At 49.7% G+C, this 18507-nt stretch carries 15 protein-coding genes; all 15 read right to left on the minus strand.

All coding sequences use genetic code 11. From position 1 onward, the window contains the following. Positions 1-21: 21 nt before the first annotated feature. A complete protein-coding gene (locus NSB25_RS06160; RefSeq protein ID WP_103238630.1) occupies positions 22-909 on the minus strand; it encodes a carbohydrate ABC transporter permease in 888 nt (295 codons plus the stop codon). Between the two features lie 28 nt (positions 910-937). After that, positions 938-1885, minus strand: a complete 948-nt coding sequence (locus NSB25_RS06165) for an ABC transporter permease (RefSeq protein ID WP_103238629.1) — start codon at positions 1883-1885, stop codon at positions 938-940. A gap of 30 nt (positions 1886-1915) precedes the next feature. Next, on the minus strand, positions 1916-2839 hold the full coding sequence (locus tag NSB25_RS06170; RefSeq protein ID WP_103238628.1) for a dihydrodipicolinate synthase family protein: 924 nt from the start codon (positions 2837-2839) through the stop codon (positions 1916-1918). Between the two features lie 290 nt (positions 2840-3129). Then, positions 3130-3912 carry an IclR family transcriptional regulator gene (locus tag NSB25_RS06175; RefSeq protein ID WP_207656142.1) on the minus strand — a complete coding sequence of 261 codons (783 nt, stop codon included), beginning with the start codon at positions 3910-3912 and terminating at the stop codon, positions 3130-3132. 150 nt (positions 3913-4062) lie between these two features. Continuing rightward, positions 4063-6339: a hypothetical protein gene (locus NSB25_RS06180; protein ID WP_103238627.1), complete on the minus strand. Its 2277-nt coding sequence runs from the start codon at positions 6337-6339 to the stop codon at positions 4063-4065. Then, positions 6317-7060: an ABC transporter ATP-binding protein gene (locus tag NSB25_RS06185; RefSeq protein ID WP_103238626.1), complete on the minus strand. Its 744-nt coding sequence runs from the start codon at positions 7058-7060 to the stop codon at positions 6317-6319. Before NSB25_RS06185 ends, NSB25_RS06180 begins: the two co-directional genes overlap by 23 nt. Before the next feature lie 3 nt (positions 7061-7063). Further along, the gene (locus tag NSB25_RS06190) at positions 7064-8551 is read right to left on the minus strand and encodes a hypothetical protein (RefSeq protein ID WP_103238625.1); all 1488 of its coding nucleotides are present in this window, start codon (positions 8549-8551) and stop codon (positions 7064-7066) included. Between the two features lie 73 nt (positions 8552-8624). Beyond that, on the minus strand, positions 8625-9953 hold the full coding sequence (locus tag NSB25_RS06195; RefSeq protein WP_103238624.1) for a HAMP domain-containing sensor histidine kinase: 1329 nt from the start codon (positions 9951-9953) through the stop codon (positions 8625-8627). Further along, entirely contained in the window at positions 9941-10615 is a 675-nt protein-coding gene (locus tag NSB25_RS06200) for a response regulator transcription factor (protein ID WP_103238623.1), read from the minus strand. Before NSB25_RS06200 ends, NSB25_RS06195 begins: the two co-directional genes overlap by 13 nt. A 27-nt stretch (positions 10616-10642) precedes the next feature. Continuing rightward, the gene (locus tag NSB25_RS06205) at positions 10643-11551 is read right to left on the minus strand and encodes a YitT family protein (protein ID WP_103238622.1); all 909 of its coding nucleotides are present in this window, start codon (positions 11549-11551) and stop codon (positions 10643-10645) included. 40 nt (positions 11552-11591) lie between these two features. Continuing rightward, positions 11592-12833, minus strand: coding sequence for a threonine ammonia-lyase (gene ilvA, locus NSB25_RS06210; protein WP_103238621.1), 1242 nt, complete (start codon positions 12831-12833; stop codon positions 11592-11594). A 50-nt stretch (positions 12834-12883) separates the two neighbouring features. After that, the gene (gene ftsY / locus NSB25_RS06215) at positions 12884-13822 is read right to left on the minus strand and encodes a signal recognition particle-docking protein FtsY (RefSeq protein ID WP_103238620.1); all 939 of its coding nucleotides are present in this window, start codon (positions 13820-13822) and stop codon (positions 12884-12886) included. 85 nt (positions 13823-13907) lie between these two features. Further along, positions 13908-17465, minus strand: a complete 3558-nt coding sequence (gene smc, locus NSB25_RS06220; protein WP_103238619.1) for a chromosome segregation protein SMC — start codon at positions 17463-17465, stop codon at positions 13908-13910. After that, complete coding sequence (gene rnc / locus NSB25_RS06225) at positions 17456-18157, minus strand: ribonuclease III (protein WP_103238618.1); 702 nt, start codon at positions 18155-18157, stop codon at positions 17456-17458. Before rnc ends, smc begins: the two co-directional genes overlap by 10 nt. A 110-nt stretch (positions 18158-18267) precedes the next feature. After that, the gene (acpP, locus tag NSB25_RS06230) at positions 18268-18498 is read right to left on the minus strand and encodes an acyl carrier protein (protein WP_103238617.1); all 231 of its coding nucleotides are present in this window, start codon (positions 18496-18498) and stop codon (positions 18268-18270) included. Positions 18499-18507 lie beyond the last annotated feature (9 nt).

Below are 18507 nucleotides of genomic sequence, written 5' to 3' on the forward strand. Positions count from 1 at the left end.
ATATAATGCATTTATAATGAGTTACCCCTTTACAGCGCCTACCATGACACCCTTCGTAAAATACTTCTGAAGGAACGGATATACCATCAGAATCGGGATTACCGATATAATGATAACCGCATATTTGTAATTGGTGGCAATCACATTGATGCTCCCGGTGGTCTCGGCTGCCACATCTCCCTCGATGATAATACTGCGCATAATGACCTGGACGGGATATTTCTTCTGGTCGTTTAAGTACAGCAACGCCGGGAAATAACTGTTCCAGTGACTCACCGCGTAGAACAGCACCATAGTGGCGATGATTGGCTTCGACAGCGGCAGTACAATCCGCCCCAGTATCTGGATGTCATTTGCTCCGTCCAGATAGGCCGACTCCACAAGGGAATCCGGTATGGAACTGAAAGAAGTCCTCATTACGATCATATTGTAAGTGCTGACAGCACTGGGCAACAGCACGGCCCACATGGTATTCAGCAGCCTGAGGTTGTTGACCACCAGGTACAGGGGAATCATACCTCCGCTGATGAACATGGTAAGCGTCACAAACACAGTCAGAGGGCCTCTGCCGTAGAAGTCCTTCCGGGACAGCGGATAGGCACACATGGCTGTGAGAGCCACGTTGATCAGTGTGCCCAGCACCGTGTACACAAGGGTATTCTTATAGCCTGTCCAGATGGTAGCCGTGTGAAATACCCTCTCATAGGCGGCAAAGTTGATCCCCCTTGGTATAAATGCGACATTGCCCTGAGCAATGTTCACCGCCGAGCTCATAGAGACAATCAATACATAGTACATGGGATAGAACATAATGAAACCTATGACAGCCAGCAGAATACAATTGATAACATCAAAAGCCCTGCTTCCCGCACTCTGCGGTTTTCTGCTCACAATTTTTTGTCTTTTCATCTTAATCACCACGCCTTTCCACGATCAGCTACCAGAGACTGGTCTCGCTGAGCTTCTTCGATATCTGATTTGATACCACCAGCAGAATCAGACCTACCAAAGACTGGAACAGCCCCACTGCCGTGGAATAGCTGTAGTCTGCTTTCAGAATACCTCTGCGGTACACATAGGTGGAGATAACGTCCGCAGTCTCGTAAGTGGATCCATTATACAGAAGTATAATCTTCTCATATCCGATGGTCATCAGCTTGCCCAGCTGCATGATCAGCATGGTGGAAATGGTCGGTGCAATAGCCGGCAGCGTCACATGTCGGATCCTGTGCCATCTGTTGGCTCCGTCTATCATGGCAGCCTCCACAATCTCCTGGTCTACCGCTGTCAGAGATGCCAGATAGATAATGGAAGTCCACCCGCAGCTCTGCCAGATACCTGTGGCTGTAAAGATTGTCCGGAAATACTCCGGATACATCAGAAATACCTTCTTCTCAAATCCCAGCGCGCCAATGACCTGATTGATAATGCCGTCCAGGGACAGAAAATTGGTCACCATACCGCAGACCACCACTGTAGAAATGAAATGCGGCAGATAGCTCACGCTCTGTATCACTCTTTTAAATCTGGAATGGGTTACTTCGTTGAGCATCAGCGCCAGGATAATGGGAATCGGGAAGCCCCACAGCAGCCCGTAGAAATTCAGCAGCAGTGTATTGCGCACCAGCTTCCAGAAGTAGGGATCCGGCAGGAATTTCGCAAACCATTTAAGCCCCACCCATTTGCTTCCCCACACGCCGTCCATGATCTTGTAATTCTTGAATGCAATCAATACGCCGTACATGGGACCGTAACAGAAAATAATATAATACGCCAGCGGCAGTATCATAAGAATCCAAAGATACTTGTTCCTCTTAATCTGTTTCCATCTCTGCTTCCCCGTCATTTTATACGGCTTTACTGTCGTACCCTCATTTTTGCTCATACAGGAAACCCTCCATCTGTCTTTCTCGCCCTACAGTCCATAATGCGCTTTTACCATTCCGGTAAGTTCGCAGAACATTTCCATTTCGCTCCGCAGTGTATCATTCATATCTTTACCGTCCAGCTTCCTGCAATATACATCAACAGGAAGTTTCTCACATTTCTGAAGGAAATATTTCGCATTGGCAGGATAATATTTACATTCCGCCCAGGCGGCCACAGTCAGGTAATCCTGCAGCAGGCGAATCCCTTCGTCCTTCATATGGCTGCACAGGTACGCGTACAAATCCGTATGGAAATTTGCCATGACTCCGCTGAACCCGTGTACCCCGCACAGGAGAGAATCCAAAAGAGTGGCGCTGTTGGCATTGTAAATCTTCAGCTTCGTGCCATTCACCGCTGTCAGACGCTGTTTTATCAGCCGCAGGTCACAGCAGGTATCCTTCAGAAAATAAAATCTTCCCGTTTCGGCACATTTTTTCAGATTGTCCAGGGAGATCAGCCTTTTATAAGGGTAGGGGCATTCATAGAATCCCAGGGGGATATCTTCCCTGATCTCTTTCAGAAATCTCTCACAGCGCTCCATCCACACTGCATCGCCTTCCTCCGCTTCAGCGAAGCTGTTCGTAACCAATATCACGGCGTCCACACCGGTCTGCGCCATAAGGTTCGCCTCTTCAATCCTTTCGGCCTCTTTATCCGCAATGTTGCCGCAGGCAATCACAGGTACACGGCCGGCCGCACATTCTACTACTGCCCTGGCGATTTCCAGCCGTTCCTCCATCTCCAGGAAAAACATTTCGCTGGACTGACATACTGCAAACAGTCCTTTGCTTCCTTTTTCTATGTACCAGTCCGTCAGCCTCCGCAAACCTTCATAATCCACTTCACCGTCCGGCCGAAACGGCGTCAGCATGACCGGCCAGACACCTCCCGGGAATTTCTTTATATCCATAACTTCCCCTTTCTCCCTGTCTGCATGACAGCTTCTCTGATATAGGACATCGTTAAAGCATGTCTTTTTGTTTTTCATTAATAATGAACATTATTCATCATTAATGATATGTGTATTATATCCCTTTTCATGATCATTGTCAACAAAGTTTGCAGAGAATTTATCAGAATTCTTAATCCATATCTTTTGACAGATAAAAAAAGAGCAAATTCACCTTGAAATTCTGCACCTACTATGTGCAGAATGTTCAAAATGGATTTGCTCTCTGAAATCTTTTCTTTATGATTCTCTCACAGCATCTTCTTCAGCTCGGCCGCATGGTTTTTCAAAATCTCTGCCAGCTCGGCGATTCGTTTCTCCGTAAATCGGGGGGAAGGCCCCGTCACGCTGCAGGCCGCCACCACCCGATCCTCGCCGTTCCGGATGGGAATCGCCACACACTTGATTCCATATTCATGTTCCATGTTGTCTGTGGAATACCCGCGCTCCCGCACGGCATTCAGTTCTTCTTTCAGGGAATCGCCGTCTGTAATGGTATTTTTCGTGAAAGAATACAGCCCTTCCCCGATGACCTCATCCACCTTCTCAGAGCTTTCATAGGCCAGCAGCGCCTTACCAATTCCCGTGCAGTAAAGCGGCGCCTTCAGTCCTGTCATATTCCTTCCCCCAGTGGAGAAGTCCGGAAAAGCACCGTCCAGATAGATAACCTCTGTCCCGTTCAGCACCGCCAGGTACACAGTCTCTCCCGTCAGATTGGCAATCTCGTTCATATGCGGTCTTGCAATCTGCCGGATGTCGTTATTTCGGTAGAACTGATTGCTCAGCTCCAGGACCCGCACACCCAGGCAATATTTATTGGTATAGGGATTCCGTTTCACCAGACCGCAGGCCTCATAGGTGGAAAGCATGTTGTAAATGGAGCTTTTCAGCAGCCCGCTTTTCTGCGCCAGTTCCGTAATCCCCAGCTCCCTGTCCTCCTCTGTAAAATAGAACAACAGCCGGACCGCCTTGTACAGGGACTTTACTTTTATATCCTCCGGTACGTTGATTCCTTCTTCTCTTCCGTTTTCCACAGTGTCCCCCTCTTTCTCTCTGAACTCTCCTGCCTTCAGTTTGTCTGCCTGGCAAAAGTAAAGATATACCCTGCATATAAAGCCAGTTTACCACAGACACAGGGGAGATTTCAAGAAGAGAACACATTTCATTCTTAATTTACGTGGTGGTCACGCCCCTGTCCATGCATAGAATGGATACAGAGAAAAAGCTTCCGCCGCGGAAAAGCCAAGCAGCTTAAACACCAGTGGAACCGCAAACAGCAGCACACCAAAAAGCCATGTCTGTACCGGATCCTTCCGCCAGTAAGAAATCAACAGAACACCAATGGCAACTACAGTCAATGTCAGCATCTGCGTCAAAATGTGGAGCGCGAGAAATCCCCACACCGGCAGCGGCAGTCCGAACTGGCGGCAATAAGGAATATCCCCTGAGGAAAAAGTCAGTCCATGCATGGGAAATGCGCTGCAGACACTGCAGCATCTGCCTGCAAAGGGCACCAGTGCAAAAATTGCGGACGCCGTCACACAGACCACTGTCTTACCGATGATAATGCTGCGCTTTCCCCGTCTCGTGGCGCCCAGCAGATTCCAGGCGCCCGCAAGGTTCTCCATGGACATTCCATTGCCGAAGGCCATGACAATACCGCAGACAAGCAGAAGCAGATTGACAGGAAAGGGATTGTTCTTCTGTCCCAGCAGATACAGATATCCCGTATCATAGAGAAACCTTCCTCCGTTTTCCGTTATATACTGGTATTGCCTCCAGACACGTGAGAAGGCTGGATAGAAGGCTGTCACGGCATACCATTTTGTCTTCATGCTCTCTCCCGCGTTTTCACTGAGTTCCCCTGAAGCCACCCCCTGTTCTATCTTCTCTATCTGTTCAAAGGCCTGCCGGTATCTGGCTTCTTCCGCCAGGATCAGTTCTTCCTTTTCAGAATTTATCTCACCCTCAAGAGTCAGCATAATATCCTGATAATACTGCTCCTGTCCGCCAATGGGAATCTTCCCTCCAAGCTCTCTCCATCCAATCAGAATCCCAAATGCCAGAAGAACGATTGCCGCCCTGTTTCCCATCAGAATCTTATACCCTTCATGCCGCAGCAGACCATCATGAAGCCGAAATGGCCAAAGTGACAGAAAGCGCCGTTCCTTCAACACAAAATTTTCTCCCCTGATGAAAAGGCAGATACCGGCTGCAATGCCCGCCGCCGTCAGGATAAATATCGTCATCCAGGCAAAACTCATGCGGGATATCGGCTTTCCAAACCAGTTGAAGTTCAGATACCCGCCATACAGTTGTTCCGTCTTCAGAAGCCCTGTCAGATTCATGTATTTCAGCGGATTGTAATCCGAAACCGCCGGGATTATCAGACAGAGGAGATAACTGACACCCACAATCAGCATGCCTGCTGTATAGGGCAGAACCTGTCTCACAGCCATGACCGAAAATGCTGTCATCACAGTGCCAAATCCAAACAGTACAAATCCCTTCGTGAGAATTGACATCTGAATATATTCCAGGATACTCACAGGCAGACTGCTCTCTCTGTAAGCAGCCACAGACTGCAGCGGCGCATTCAGATCTCCGAAGCCAACTGCCATGCCAAAGTAAAGGAGATTGGCTCCGTACAGCACAAAAGCTGTCATCATACAATGCACCCAAAGCGCGGTCAGCTTTGCCCCTATATTCCGGCAAATCCCCCCTTTGGTACTTCTCGTGATGAAAAAAAGACCTTTCCTTTTCTCCTCCAGAATCAGATAACCCACAAAAAAGAACACCGAAAGCAGCATGATAAGGTCCGTCTCCGTATTTTCCATGGAATGGGTAATGGCCCTGTCTGGTATCCAGGAAATTCCCTCCGGAGTTAATTTCTCATAGTCCGCGGCACTCTTACGGATATTCCGGGAGGAAAAAGACTCCTCCCCTTCTCCGGCAAAGATTCCGATTCCCCCCAGAATCGCCTGATTCTCCTGTACGGACCGGAGATAATCTCCGTATCCGGCAGTTTTTACCCACTCTTCATACAGCTCGTCTGTCAATGCCTTTTCCTGCCAGAAGGAGTCCGTCCATTCCAGATATGTCCCATTCTGATAAGTATCATAATATCTCTCAAAAACTCCGGGCGCCGCTTCCAAGGCCTGTTCGGCGAACATTTCTCCCATCTCATGGTCTCCCGCCCGCAGCATGAGAACCTCCTGGACCAGGCTCACTCCATCCATGGTTTCCTTTCGCTCGAGTATCCATTCTCCTTTTTCTGATTCTGACATCCCGGCAATTTCTCTCTGTGCTGTCTTATAAGAAGACAATCCCGGCTTTTCTTCCCCCGGCAGATTCGCATACCACAGCAGGAACACATTTAAGACAAGCAATGCGCCAAATCCCAGGAGGAAGCTCCTTCTGCACCATATCCGTCTCAGTTCAAATCCCGTCAGCCGAAGCATCCCTCTCCTCCTCCCCGAATACCCGCATATAAACCTCTTCCAGCCCTCCAGCACCGCCGTGTTTCTCACAAAGCTTTTCCACCGAATCCCGGTCCACGACTTTCCCCTCTCTGAGCAGAATAATTTCTCCTGCTATGGTCTCAATATCTGACACTACATGGGTGGATACCAGAATGATCCGCTCCCCGGAAAGTGCCCGAATCCGCTCCCGGATTCTCACTCTCTCCTTCGGATCCAGTCCCGCCGTGGGCTCATCCAGTACAATCAGCTCCGGCTTGCCCAGGACCGCCTGCGCAATCAACATGCGCTGCTTCATGCCGCCGGAATAAGTTCCGATAAAGCGATTCCTGACATCTGTCAGATTGACAAAATCCAGGACACGCTCTATCTCCCCAGACTGCTCTTTCCGGGAAATTCCCTTCAGTGTGGCCATATAGGAGAGAAAACGCACAGCTGTAAAATTGTCATACAGTCCCTGTTGCTGAGGCGCATACCCCAGAATACTTCTGTAGGCTGCGCCCTGTGCTCTGATTTCCTTTCCCTGCCAGCAGACTGCACCCCCCGTGGGCCGGACATTTCCGGTAATGATATTCATCAGGGTGGATTTGCCTGCTCCGTTAGGACCCAGCAGTCCGTAAATCCCTTTCCCCAACGTGAGTGTCACCTGTTCCAGTGCAGTCTTATCCTTATATTTTTTCGTAATCTCACGAAGTTCCAGCACCTGTTACCACCCCTCCTTTATCATATGGATTGTCCGATAATTTTCTCTGCCGGCAAAAAGGTCCTCCTGAGAAATCAACCCATACTGATAACCGTTAAGTTCATAGGAACCGTCTCCGTTCGGCGTTGCATCATAATCATAAATTACCAGTACATCTGAACCTGTCACAGCCCGAAAATCCAGCTGCCAGCCCAGACTTTTGTTCACCAGAGAAGAATGACTGAGCTCTCCTGTGTTCACATCCAGATAGAAAAATGTCTTGTTAAAAGCTTCGTCTTCACAGCGAATCTTACTGCCGATTATGTCACAGAGATAATAATATTGGTCCATCCCGCTGCACAGGATACGCTCTTCACCGGTATCCAGATCCACGGCCTTTACACTGTTGTCGATCTCAGAGGATACATACAGCACCCCGCCGTCCGCCACTGCAGAATTCATTTCCCTGTTGCTTATGCTGTATACCCGGTTCAGCTGTCCGCTGTTCAGGTCAAGCGTGGCATACGCTTCTTCAGAATTATTGTACAGTTCTTTATATTTGTCTTCATCTTCGTCAAACAACTCCTCAGAGGACACCTCTCTGCCGTAATCCGTCCCATTTAATATAAGCTTATCCGCATAGCATCCCTCCACCTCCCAGAAAAAAGAGTCCTGGAAATCCATGGAGCAGATTTCTCTCTCTTCCATTTTCTCCAGATCCAGATAGACCAGCCTGCGCTCCGAGGAATTGTAATAAGTATCCGCACCGCTTTTTTCAGCCGTTATCTTCTTCGTCGCCACATAGATTCCGTTTTCATCTCCCAGCACAAAATCCTCCAGCATCACCCCCGAAGTAAAGGTATGTACTTTTTCCCGATTCGTCCCGTCCAGATTAGTCCGATACAGGACTGTCGTTTTGTCTTCCCCTGCAAATCCCAGAGTCGCTCCGCTATCCTCCACATCATAGCTCATACCGGAGAACGCGGAACCATCATAGTCATTGTACTTGCTCAGCAGATACAGCTGGTTTCCATGCACGAACAAAAGTGTGGTGTAACTGGGAAATTCATCATATAAAAAGACAGAAGAGCACTCCGCCGTATCATGGCTGCATCCCGCATTGCTGCACAGATATACTTCCTGCTGGGAGGCAAAATCCATGTACATCATATGAGATCCATAATTTCCGTCTGAAAGCTTCTCCGGGTGAGCACACAGATAATAATAGCCGTCCTCCGTATTGCAGCCATCCCTGTTAAACCCCCCAAGGGGCCGCAGGCCTCCTTCGGACCATGCACCGCCGTCCGCCTGTGCGGAAGTCCCGCCTCCCGATCCGCCACTTTCTCCTGCTCCATCCTCCCCGGTACCATCTGCGTTCAATCCCTCGCCGCCGTCTGCGCCTGACACAGCGCTTCCGTTTTCCCTGGCATCCACATTTCCCAATCCTCCGCAGGCCGTAAGGGAAACAGCTATTCCCGCCGCAAGAAATATCGTCATTATTTTTTTCATCATAAAAAAAGACCTCCTTATTTTATTTCTTTTACATCCAACATAAAGAAAATAAAACAAAAAAGTCTATTTTTGGTCAAACTTTCAAAATAATTTTTACTTCCGCTCCATGAGATTCCCAGTTCGTCAGCTGCAGACTGCCTCCATGCTTTTTGCTGAGCGTACGGCTGATAGCCAGTCCCAGCCCCAGATGTCCTTCCTCCCGTGTGCCGGGAAACCGTTTTTTCCACTCTTTTTCGAACATTTCCTCCGGAAAGCCTTCCCCGTCATCCCTCACCAGAATCTCCATTCTTTCTTCCCCTAATGTGAAATCCACTGACACTGAATTCCGGGCAAAACGGGCTGCATTTTCGAATACATTTTCCAGAATCCGGCTGATTATGCCTGTATCTGCCCGCAGTGTCTGCTCTGGCAGAGAGTCATTTACACGCAATGTAATCCCGGCCTTATCGGCCATCACCTTCAGATCGTCACAAATTCCTCTCAGAAGCTCTCCGGAAGAAATCTCCTGCCTGACAAGTTCCATGTCCTCCAGCTGGTTCAGCTGCCTCACCGATTCCGTATACCGCTCCAGTCGTTTTGCTGCCGTATTCAGATTCCGGACAACCCTCTCTGCCTTGTCGGGACTCAGCTTTCCTGTCGGCAGATTCATCTGCAGGTATTCTGTATATCCCTCCACAATGGCAATGGGATTACGCAGATCATGGGCAATGGAAGCCTGCAGCATCCTGCGCTGTTCCAGCATCTCCCACATGGCCCTGTTATTTTCCGCCAGCTCCCTGCGCATGACCTCAAAAGATCGACACAATTCTCCCATTTCATCCCCTTTGGAATATTCCAGCGTAAAGTCCAAATTCTGTTCCGCAATCTGCGTTGTGGCATTCGACAACAATTTCAGCGGTAAGGATAATTTCTTTCTGTAAAAGTAAAACCCGCAAAACAAAATGCCGCCGACGGATAGTATTCCGGGAACCAGCACCTGTGCCGCACCGCTCAGTCGCCAGGCAAGCTTCCGCTTCGGCGTCAGAGTATCATATCCCCGCTCCAGCTTTTGAACGCTATAAGCAATATCCGCAGCTCTTATCCTTCTCACAATATTCCCACCGTATGCTTCTGTGCCTGAGTGCTGGTCTGTCTCACCCCCATAGAACTCCTCAATGATCTGAGACTGCTTCGTGGTTTCTCCGTATTCCAGCAAATAGGAAGAAGTGCTTGTGCCGCCGTCAGGAAGCGTCTCTTCCATAGTCAGATAAACGGCTTCCGGATCCGGCAAAAGCCAATGTCTGAATGCCATACATCCCCAGATGGTCAGTCCGGACAGCAAAACCACCCCGCCGAAGACGGAAAAAACAGTAAGAAGAAAAAAACCTCTCAGAGATATTTGTTTCCTTTTCAGCGGTTCCATTTATATCCCACCCCCCAGACTGTCTCGATATAATCATGTCCCGTGGCTTCTCTCAGCTTTCCCCGTATCCTCCGGATATGTTCCTTGATGACACTGCTGTCCCCATCGGCATCATAGCCCCAGACAGCTTCGTAAATATGCTCTCTGTCAAACACCTGTCCCGCATTTGTCATGAGAAATTCAATGAGATCGAATTCTCTTCTGGAAAAAGGAATCTCTTCTCCCCTGCAGCATACCACCCTTTCTGAGAGATTGACAATCAGTTCATCTGCGGTGAGCACGGAAGGCCTGTTCCTGTTCCTCTCATCCCTGCGCAGATGTGCCGCCACCCGGGCCGCCAGTTCATTCAGGCTGAAAGGTTTTGTGATGTAATCATCCCCTCCGTACTGCAGACCGTTTATTTTGTCCTGCTCCGTAACCCGGGCCGTCACAAAAAGGATGGGACAGACAATATGGTCACGTATGCTCCTGCACAGCTCCAATCCGTCCATCCCAGGCATATTGATATCCAGTATAATCAGATCAGGCTGCTTCTGCAGCAGCCTGATTGCCTCCCCCGCGCTGTTTGCCGAAAAAGTCTCATAGCCACAGTCCCGCAGGTGATCTTCCAGAAGTTCCGTCATCATTTTTTCATCATCTACAAGCAATATCTTATGTGTCATTTTTCACCCTGTCTTTTCTCTTTCTGTCTACAGCTTCTGACTGAAAATACTTTTATAGCCCTCGCCATAGATCTCCGTGGCGCTGGTGATAATCATAAAAGCGTCAGGGTCTTCCTGACGGACAATTTCTTCCGCCTTTGGAAATAAATATTTCTTCACCACACACAGAATGACCTTCTTATCCTTACCACTGTATGCGCCATTTCCGGACATATAGGTGGCGCCGATATTCAGTTCCTCCAGAATACGCCCCGCAATCTTCTCATGTCTGTCACTGATGATAAAAAGCATCTTCGCTCCGTCATGGCCGTACAGCACCACATCCAGCAGCAGAGAGTTCACCAGCACTACCAGCCCCGCGTACAGCGCTGTGTCGATATCCTGGAACACAAAAGCAGATGCTGTCACAATAATCGTATCCGTCAGCAGAAAAAGGGCGCCGGTTTTCAAATGGGGAAATTTCAGCCGCAACAGCTTTACAATAATGTCCGTTCCGCCGGAAGTGGCTCCGGCCTTGAAAATCAATCCCAGCCCTACGGCCATCAGCGCTCCGCCTGCCAGCGCCGCAAGCAGCGGATCTGCCGTCACCGCTCCCAGCGGCGCCAGCAGATTGGTAAAGTAAGAACTCATCACCGTACAGTACAGGGTTGACAGAATAAACTTTAAGCCAAACTTCCAGGTACCCACCAGCAGAATCGGAATATTGACGGCGAACATCCAGGTACCTGTCTCCAGTCCCGTAATTCGATTCAGAATAATGGCAATCCCGGTGACACCTCCCGGAGCAAGGGAATTCGGATCAAGGAACATGCTGACGGCAGCCGCATAGATGCCCGCAGCCAGCGTTATCATCAGGTAATCAGCAATTCTTCGTCTTATCGTTTTCTTTTCTTCCGGTCCCGATTGGTTTTTCTGCTCTCTGACCTGTTTCCCCATACCAGAATGTACATGTCTCCTTTCACAGTCCCTTTCCGAATCAGATACTTGTAGTCACCTGTTTCGGGCTGTAGCCTTCTTTTTCCAAAGCTTCCATAATTCGGTTCTTATGGTCTGTTCCAAACGCTTCCATGGTAATGCGCAGTTCCACAGCCGCATTTCTGTTGATGGTGACAAACTGGTTATGCTCCAGCTTGACCACATTTCCGTCCACCCCTGCAATGAGCCCTGACACCTTGTGCAGTTCACCGGGCTTATCCGGCAGAAGTATGGATACGGTGAAAATCCTGTCTCTCATAATCAGCCCCTGCTGCACCACAGAAGACATGATAGTCACATCCATGTTGCCTCCGCTTAAAATGGACACCACCTTTTTCCCTTTCACATCCAGGTGCTTCAGCGCGGCCACCGCCAGCAGTCCGGAATTTTCCACAACTATCTTATGATTTTCCACCATATCAAGAAAGGCAACCACCAGCTCCTTATCCTCCACGGTAATAATATCATCCAGATTCTGCTGAAGATAAGGAAACAGTTTGCCTCCCGGAGTCTTCACCGCCGTTCCGTCCGCTATGGTATTGACTTTCGGCAGAGTCACCACTTTTCCCTCCGCAAGAGACCTCTGCATACAGTTTGCCCCGGCCGGCTCCACTCCAATCACCTTAATTTTCGGATTCAGCAGTTTTGCCAGTGCCGACACGCCTGTGGCCAGACCGCCTCCACCGATGGGCACCAGAATATAATCTACCAGCGGCAGCTCCTTCACAATCTCCATGGCGACAGTTCCCTGTCCGGTAGCCACTGTCAGATCGTCGAAAGGATGTATAAAGGTATATCCGTTCTCCTCCGCCAGCTCATACGCCTTCCCACATGCTTCATCATACACATCTCCGTACAGTACTACCTGGGCCCCGTAACTTTTGGTGCGGTTCACCTTGATTAACGGCGTGGTGGTAGGCATCACAATGACAGCTTTCACGCCGTAGGCTTTGGCCGCATAGGCAACTCCCTGCGCATGGTTACCCGCCGATGCCGTAATCAGTCCTCTCCCCCGCTCTTCCTCGGTGAGGGTACTGATTTTATAATATGCGCCGCGAAGCTTATATGCGCCTGTCAGCTGCATGTTTTCAGGCTTTAGGTACACTTTATTTCCGGTCTTGGCACTGAGATATTCGCTGAACACCAGCTTTGTCTCCAGAATTACCCGCTTTACAATCTCCGAAGCCTCCTCAAATTTCTCCAGGGAAAGGCCTTCTGTCTCTTTCCTGTATTCTTCTGTCATCTCTTCCTTATCTCCTATTCCAGTTGCGTCCCTTCAGTTCCGAGACTGTCCTATGTGTCCTGCCGCACGTCAAACAGCGCGTTCACAAATTCATCCGAGTCGAATTTCTGAAGGTCGTCTATGGTCTCCCCCACACCAATATATTTTACCGGAACCCGCAGTTCAGACTGTATGGCCACGGCGATGCCTCCTTTCGCGGTTCCGTCCATCTTGGTGAGAATGATACCTGTCAGATCCGCCACCTCGCCGAATTCCCTGGCCTGCACAAGGGCGTTCTGCCCTGTGGTTCCGTCCAGAACAATGAGATTCTCTCTGTGTGCATCCGGGAATTCTCTCTCCACGATACGATTCATTTTGCGGAGTTCTTCCATCAGATTTTTTTTGTTATGGAGCCGTCCTGCAGTGTCAATCAGGAGCACATCCACCCCTCTGGCTTTGGCCGCGCTGACCGCGTCAAAGACAACGCTGGCCGGGTCCGCACCCTCGCTGCCGCCCACCACAGGTACATCCGCACGCCTTGCCCATTCTGCCAGCTGATCACCGGCAGCCGCCCGAAAGGTATCTGCGGCGGCTATCAGCACTTTTCTGCCGTCATCCTTCAGCTTTCCCGCAAGCTTTCCCACAGATGTGGTCTTTCCCACCCCGTTGACACCAATCACCATGATCACAGACTGTTTCTTTTCAAAATCATAAGCATTTTCCCCTACCCGCATCTGCTCCTTGATTCCCTCTATCAGCAGCTGCTTGCACTCCTGGGGTTCCCTGATATGTCTCTCCTTTATCTGTGCCTTCAGGCGGCTTACGATTTCCATGGTGGCATTTACGCCGATGTCGCCCATGATCAGTATCTCTTCCAGTTCCTCATAAAATTCGTCATCAATAGCCGAAAAACCGCTGAACAGGGAATCGATTCCCCTGACAATATTATTTCTTGTCTTGGCCAGTCCTTCTTTTAACCTGGTAAAAAAACCTTTCTTCTCTTCTCCCATCTTCGTCATCCCTCCGCCGATTTATTCCGACTCTCCAGCCATCCGAAAAACGCTGTTCCTGGGTTTCGTGTGAAGCAATTCACATTTATTCCAGGTCCTTGTCAATCAGACTCACACTTACCAGAGTGGAAACGCCTTTTTCCTGCATGGTAATTCCATACAGCCGGTCTACCTGTTCCATGGTACCTCTTCTGTGCGTTATCACGATAAACTGTGTGTTTCGTGTCAGCTTGTGCAGATATTTGGCAAATCTTCCCACATTGGAATCATCCAGGGCCGCTTCAATCTCATCCAGCAGGCAAAAAGGAGACGGCTTCAGATTCTGAATGGCAAAAAGCAGTGATATGGCCGTCAGCGCTTTCTCCCCTCCTGACAGCTGCATCATATTCTGCAGCTTCTTTCCGGGGGGCTGGGCGATAATGCGGATACCCGCCTCGAGAATATCTTCCTCCTCAATCAGCTCCAGAGTACCTTTTCCGCCTCCGAACAGCTCCTTAAATACCTTGTCAAACTCTCTGCCAATCTCCGCGAACTTTTCAGCAAACTGCTTTCTCATGGCACTGTCCAGCTCTTCTATAATGCCCTCCAGTGTCTTCTCCGCTTCCACCAGATCATCCCGCTGACCGGTCATAAAGGTAAAACGCTCCATGAGGTTTTTATAATCCTCAATGGCATTTACATTGACATCTCCCAGCTTTTTAATCTGGTCCCGCAGAGCGGCAATCTCCTTCTTCATTGCGGATAGATCCGTCATGGCTTCATTCCGAAGAGCAGCGGCATCGCTCAGCGTTATCTCATATTCATCCCACATATAATTGATCTGGGATTCCAGAGATTCTTCCATTCTCTCCTTCTGGGCATTCAGCCGATAGGTTTCCTTATCCAGCGCGGCCCTTTTCTCAGACAGTTCTTCCCGTCTGGCAAAAAAGGTTTTCTGCCTTTCTGTCAGCTCTTCCCGCCTGGTCACGTCCTCCTTCAGTTTCCTTTCAGACTCACTCTGTGCCGCAAAGGAAGCATCGATGGTCTTCTCAATCTCCAGGATGTTTCTCTGCCTTCGCTCCACCTCCTGCCGGTTTTCCTCCAGGGCCTGAAGGATTTCCGCCAGCTCTCCCCGGAATCGTTCAATCTCTCCCAGAATACGTTCCACATTGCTCTGTTTAAAGCCCAGAGTCTGACGCATCTTTTCCACTTTCAAATCCCACTCGGAGACAAGTGCCGCCGCTTCCGACTCTGTCTTTCGCTGTTCTTCCAGCTCCTGTCCCAGGGCTGCAATCTGCTCCTGAACAGATTTTTCCTGTTCCTCACTGGAGGAAAGCGCCTCTCTGATCGTCTCTCTGTCTCTCCTGATTTCCAGGATTTTCTCTTCGATTTCCTTCTCTTCCAGCCTCAGGGAAACGGCGCTCTCCACTTCCTCCTCCATGCGTTCTCTGGCTTGGGCAATGTTGAGTCTGGCCGTATTCTGCTCTATGGATTTGCGCTGTATCTCACCCTTTATGGCCTCCAGATCCACCCGCAGTCTGGTTCGTCTGGCCTTCGTCTGTTCAATCTCCCGGTCTATCTCCTCAATGGAACTCTGCAGCTTCTTCACCTTTCCGTTCAGCTCGTCGATTTCCCGCCTTCTGCCCAGCAGGTTGCTGTTATTCTTATAGGCACCTCCGCTGATGGCGCCTCCCGGAACCAGAAGCTCGCCTTCCAGCGTGACTATCCGGATACTGTGGTTGTATTTCCCGGCCAGCTTCACCGCGTTGTCCACATTGTCTACCACCACAATGCGTCCCAGAAGAGAGCCTGCCACATCCCGGTATCTGTCCTCGATCTTCACCAGCGTATCCGCCGTTCCGATTACACCTTTTTCGGCAAGCACACTGTCGTTCTTAAACTTCTGGGGATTCCGAATACTTGTCAGCGGCAGGAAAGTGGCTCTGCCCAGTTTGTTGGTCTTCAGATAGGCAATCATCTGCTTGGCAGATTCTTCATTGTCTGTGACAATATTCTGAATATTCCCGCCCAGGGCCGTCTCTATGGCAGTCTCATATTTCTTCTCCGCCTGGATGATGTCCGCCACAACTCCGATAATCCCCCGGTTCTTTTCCTTCTGCTCCATCACCTTTTTGACGCTGCCGCCATAACCCTCGTAACGCTCGGCCAGATTGGACAGTGCCTCCAGTCTGGACTTTTCCATGTGATAGGCGCTCTGGGCTTCTTTCAGTCTTCCGTCCTTTTGGGTCAATGTCTCCCGGAACGTGCCAAGCTCCTGCTCCACATTTTTTTCCTGGTCGTTCAGTGTGCGGATTTCCTCTGTAATTGCTGCAAATTCCGCCTCCAGGTTCTTTATTGTCTCCTCTCTGGCAGCCTCGTCGGATTTATGTCGCAGCAGCCTGGAATTCAGCTCTGCTCTTCTGATATTCACCTGCTCCATCATGGTATCCAGACGTTCCATCCGCGATTTGATGGTAGCTCTCTGATTCAGTTCTCCGATAATGGTATTCTTCCCGGCTTCCATGCCGGCATTCAACTGCGAGATTTTTTCCTGTATTTCCTCCAGAGTTCCTCTGGCCGCATCTGCCTTTTCATGGATCTCCCGCATCTGCGCATCCGTTTCTTCTTTTTCCCTGAGAATGGACACTCTGTCCTGTTCTCTGGCGGCGATCTCTTCCTGAAGAGCGTCCCGGCGGCTGTTCAGATGGGATTCGCTGCCCCTGGCGGAATTAATCTGCTCCTTCAGGACATTCATCTCTCCTTCCAGCCTGCCCCTGGTAAGTCCTGCATCGGTTACAGTACTTCTGGCTTCCTCAATGGCAGTCTCCAGTCTCTCGATTTCTTCCTGAATTCGACCGTATTCCTCCTTTATCCCCTCGTAGGCTTCATTGGTCTCGGAAAGCTCGGCGCTTGCCGTCCCATATTTTTCTTCCACGGACCGCAGCTGTTCTCTGAGTCTGGCATTCTCCAGAAGAAATGCATTTACATCCAGGTTTTTCAGCTCTTCCCGCTTTCGCAGATAGATTCTGGCCGTCTCAGACTGGCGCTCCAGAGGACCGGTCTGTTTCTCCAGCTCCGAGAGAATGTCGTTCACCCGGACCAGATTCTGTTTCTCATTCTCCAGCTTTACCTGAGCCGCCGCCTTTCTGCGCTTGAATTTTACGATGCCCGCCGCTTCGTCGAAAAGCTCTCTCCGCTCCTCCGGCTTGCCGCTCAGGATTTTGTCAATTTGTCCCTGTCCGATGATAGAATATCCTTCCTTGCCGATACCTGTATCATAAAACAGTTCATTTACATCCTTCAGTCTGCACGGACTTCCGTTAATCAGATATTCACTTTCTCCGGAACGGTAAATGCGCCTTGCCACCGTCACTTCGTCAAAGTCAATGGCCAGCTGATGATCCGCATTGTCCAACGTAATAGATACATATGCGTAGCTCAGCGGCTTTCTGTTCTCCGTACCCGAGAAAATGACATCCTGCATGCTGGCTCCGCGCAGCTGCTTCACGCGCTGTTCTCCCAGAACCCAGCGGACCGCATCCGCCACATTGCTCTTTCCGCTTCCGTTGGGACCCACGATTCCCGTTATCCCATTGTGGAATTGAAAGTTGATTTTATTGGCAAAGGACTTAAAGCCCTGCACCTCGATGCTTTTTAAATACATTCCCTCTCCCTCAGAAACAACAGTGCCTTATATGCCGCCTGCTGCTCCGCCGCTTTTTTGGTCTTTCCCTCTCCGGTACCAAGAGTCTCGCCCTCCATACATACCAGCACATGAAATATTTTATCATGTTCCGGTCCGCTCTCCGACAGCAGCTCATAGCTGAATTCCTTCTTCAGTCTGCCCTGTATCAGCTCCTGCAGATTGCTCTTGCTGTCATAGAACAGCTGCTTGTCCTCCAGATCGGACAGAATAAAGCGATTGATAAATGTCCTCGCCGGCTCCATACCGCCGTCCAGATAGACCGCGCCAATCAGCGCTTCCATGACATCGGAAGTAAGACTGTCACGTCTGCGGCCCCCGGTGTTCTCTTCTCCCCTTCCCAGCAGCATAAATTCTCCCAGCTCCAGGTCCTTTGCGCAGAATGCCAGAGCAGGTTCGCAGACCATGGAAGCACGCATTTTGGTCAGTTCTCCCTCTGACATTTCTTCATATTCATGGTACAGAAATTCGCTGGTAACCACCTCAAGCACTGCATCTCCCAGGAATTCCAGCCTTTCATAATTTTTCCCTTTGCGGATTTTCTGTTCATTGGTAAAGGAACTGTGGGTCAGAGCCTGTTTCAGCAGCGCATGATCCCGAAAGTGATATCCGATTCGTTCCTCCAATGTCTCCATGGTATAACCATCCAGCATATTTGTCTTCTTCCTTTTTACATTATGGCACTCAGACTGAAATCGTCTGAACGCAAATGAGCAGTCGCATAGCGGACTGCTCTTATTATAGTCCATATGACTGAGCGTATTTAGGGTAACGCGCTTTTGATTAATTCCACTGCTTCTTCCACAGTACTGATCTTTTCCGCTTTCTCAGCAGGAATATCAATGTTGAATTCCTCTTCGATTCCCGACACAATCTGGAACACATCCAGGGAATCGGCACCCAGATCGTCTACAAAGGTAGATTCCATGGCAATCTCATCAGGATCCAGGTTCAATACCTCCGCAATGATTTTCTTCAGTTTTTCGAATTCCATACGGTTACC

Source organism: Acetatifactor muris (assembly GCF_024623325.1).
In the GTDB taxonomy this organism is placed as follows: domain Bacteria; phylum Bacillota; class Clostridia; order Lachnospirales; family Lachnospiraceae; genus Acetatifactor; species Acetatifactor muris.